The 3,186-nt window shown below is 32.6% G+C and carries 3 protein-coding genes; all 3 read right to left on the bottom strand.

The features are described 5' to 3' along the window. Positions 1-1,078 (bottom strand): PDDEXK nuclease domain-containing protein (locus tag U9R23_04520; protein ID MEA3475687.1); only part of this gene is annotated, 1,078 nt, incomplete at its 3' end. Continuing rightward, entirely contained in the window at positions 1,075-1,911 is an 837-nt protein-coding gene (locus U9R23_04525) for a hypothetical protein (protein ID MEA3475688.1), read from the bottom strand. The genes U9R23_04520 and U9R23_04525, both read right to left, overlap by 4 nt. Next, entirely contained in the window at positions 1,908-3,056 is a 1,149-nt protein-coding gene (locus U9R23_04530) for a Fic family protein (protein ID MEA3475689.1), read from the bottom strand. The genes U9R23_04525 and U9R23_04530 overlap by 4 nt, the downstream gene beginning before the upstream one ends. Positions 3,057-3,186 lie beyond the last annotated feature (130 nt).

The following is a 3,186-nucleotide window of genomic DNA, read 5'->3' on the forward strand; positions in this document are numbered from 1 at the left end:
CCAAAGGAATTGATTTTAACTTTGACCTCAATTCTTGCTCCGAAGGCAATGCTAATTTATATTTTGATGCAAATATCTTATTGCTTAATCCACCCAAAACATACTTTGCAAAAATATCATCCTTTTTAGCACAAAGGATAAGACCAATAGGATCATTTTCTTCCTCTGCTTTCTCGTTTTCCTTAAAATAATTCAAATAAAAATTCATTTGTCCAATATCAGAATGGTCAAGTTCACCAATTTTCAAATCAATTAAAACGAAACATTTTAAGATACGATTATAAAAAACCAAGTCAATATGATAATGACGGTTTGCAATAGTAATCCTTTTCTGGCGAGCCACAAAACTAAATCCCTTACCCAATTCAAGAAGAAAATATTGCAACTTATCAATAATTGACTGTTCCAGTTGACTTTCAGTATATGTTGTTTCTTCTCTAAGATTCAAGAATTCCAGAATATAAGGGTCTTTTATTGCATCTTCTGGTTTTTCAATTATCTGCCCTTTCTCTGCCATTCTCATCACAGCTTTGACATCTTTGCTGAGTGCCAATCGCTCAAATAACATTGAGTTAATCTGTCTTTTCAACTCACGAACTGACCAATTATTTTGAATTGATTCTTGTTCATAAAATGAACGGGCAAGGGACTCTTCTACTCTCAAAAGTTCACAGTAATGAGACCATGAAAGCATAGGTTCAAATTTGACAGACAGTGTCTGCTGTTTTTCGGATTTAACAGACAGTGTCTGGCATTTCTCACTATCAGATTTCCAAGACAGTGTCTTGGATTTTCTAAAGGTAATGTAAAACTTCCGCATCAGTCTTAGATTCTCTGCTGAAAAACCTCTTCCAAATTTGGCAGTCATGTCTGCTGAAAGTTTCATAAGTAAGTTCTCACCATACTCCGCTCGTGCCTTGCCTTTCTGCTCAAACTCTACAATCTCACGACCAATTTCCCAGTATGCCAAAACTTGAGTCCGATTTATCTGTCTGACTACATTATTTCTTGCCTGTACAAGAATCTGTGCAATTCTATCAACCAGACTACTGTAAGTCAGTTTTATAACTTTATTCATAGCTTCACTTTCATCACCTTATTCGTATCATTCCCAAACACATCAACAACCTTTACCATTAATTGATATTCTCCTTGTTTTTCAAATTTATGTCTTGCAACATAATCTACTTTTGGATTTTTCTTTATTCTAAAACTCTGCCATTGGTTGTGGAATGTATCTCCTTTATAATCCCAATCAATTGCCCAATAATCTATAAGCTCTCTTGAATCTTTGATTTTACTTGCTATCTCAGCCAACTCTGGTGTTGGTGGAATTTGAAAATCTGTTATTTTTAAAGTAATCTCATTTTTTGCAGTTGTTTCTTCAATTTCTAAATATGCAACTTCTGAGAATTTTATATGAGGTAAAAGTGCTTTTTCTACAACCTGTTCAGGGATTTTAAATAGATTCAGATCAAAACCTACAAGAGCAGATTTTATCTCATTTAAAGATGGTATTTGAATAAGCTTTAAATCAACTCCTTTTTTCTTTGCTGAACTTTTTGTAAGTTCATTAACTTCATAACTCCATTCCCAGCCTAATACATCTAATTTGTTAAAATTATTTTCTTTACATTCAATAACAACTTTTTCAATCTCTTCTGTAGATACTGGAGCATTCAATGGTCCAATATGAACGGCTCTATCTCCTTTTCTTCCGTGAATGTATTTAAAATTAGATAGAAGTTGAGATTGATACAATTTGAGCATAAATGTAAGATATTCATCCCGTTGGATATGCATCCTACGGGATTCATCCTGTTTTTCCTGCCAGTAAACTGTTTCATAATTTCCAATATTTTGTATTTCAAAAGGACGGGCAGGTTTTCCATATTTTTTATTTGTTTTCATAGTTCTGTTCCTTTTTTTATGATATCCACATAATCAGAGAAAATATATTTTTTGTATCTCTTCTTTCCTGTTATTTCTTTTAAAATACCAATTTTTTCAAATTTCTTCATCAAATCATTTACTGTATCTTTATGGATATTAAGTCTTTCACTAATATCTCTAACCTCAGTTAGTGGATTCTCGAAAAGTAAATCTATTAGTTTTATGGCATGAATACTTGAGATGGAGTTCTCGTAAAGTCTCGTTATCAAATTTTCTTTTAGTTTAATTATCGTTCTTGCAATATTTACTGCCTCTTGCGAGATTTCACATACTCCTTTAAGAAAAAATTTCAACCATCCTTCCCAATCTCCATTTAACCTTACTTTCATTAGCCAATCATAGTAATCAGAACGATGTTTCTTAAAATAAAAACTTAAATACAACAATGGACGAGTAAGTATTCCTTTCCAGTATAAATAAAAGGTAATGAGCAATCTTCCTATCCTTCCATTTCCATCAAGGAAAGGATGTATTGTCTCAAATTGAGCATGGATAAGAGCTATTTTGGGTAAAGGAGGTATATCATTCTTTTTATAAATAAATTTCTCAATCTCAGACATTAAATCCATTACCTTATCAGGAGGAGGTGGCACAAATATTGCCTCATTCAAAGAAGCACCAGATGGTCCTATCCAATTCTGAGTCTTTCTAAATTCTCCAGGTGTTTTATGAGTTCCTCTTGTACCTTCAATTAAAATTTTATGTATCTCTTTAATAAGTCTAATAGACATAGGAAAATCCCTAAGCCTATTCATACCATAATTCAAGGCTTTTATATAATTTACTACCTCTTTTATTTCATTTATATCTTCAGAGGGAGTAAGGTTTGCCTCAAATTTTAATATTCCTTCAAGGGATGCCCGAGTTCCCTCTATTTGAGAACTTAGAAGTGCCTCTTTTTTAACATACATTCCAACAAACAGTTCAGGATTAGGAAGAACAGTTGTAATACCATCAAGTCTTGCCAGAGACCTATCTGCTTCTGAAAGCAAAACTCTAAGTTCACCATCATATTTAATGGGTGGTTCAGGAGGCAAGGGTTTTACTATATATGCCCTATATCCTCCCATTTGCTTAATATATTTTCCTGTCCTTTCAATCATAAGATGCCTCTCGCCGTCTTAAAATAAAATTTTGAATTTAAGACGGAAATAACTGACTTAAAATTAGGTTTAACCATGTAAGACGGAAATTCATTTCTTAAATTCTGGGTAGTAAAATTTAATAAAGTAA

The organism is Candidatus Cloacimonadota bacterium (assembly GCA_034722995.1).
Taxonomy (GTDB): Bacteria; Cloacimonadota; Cloacimonadia; order JGIOTU-2; family JGIOTU-2; genus JAGMCF01.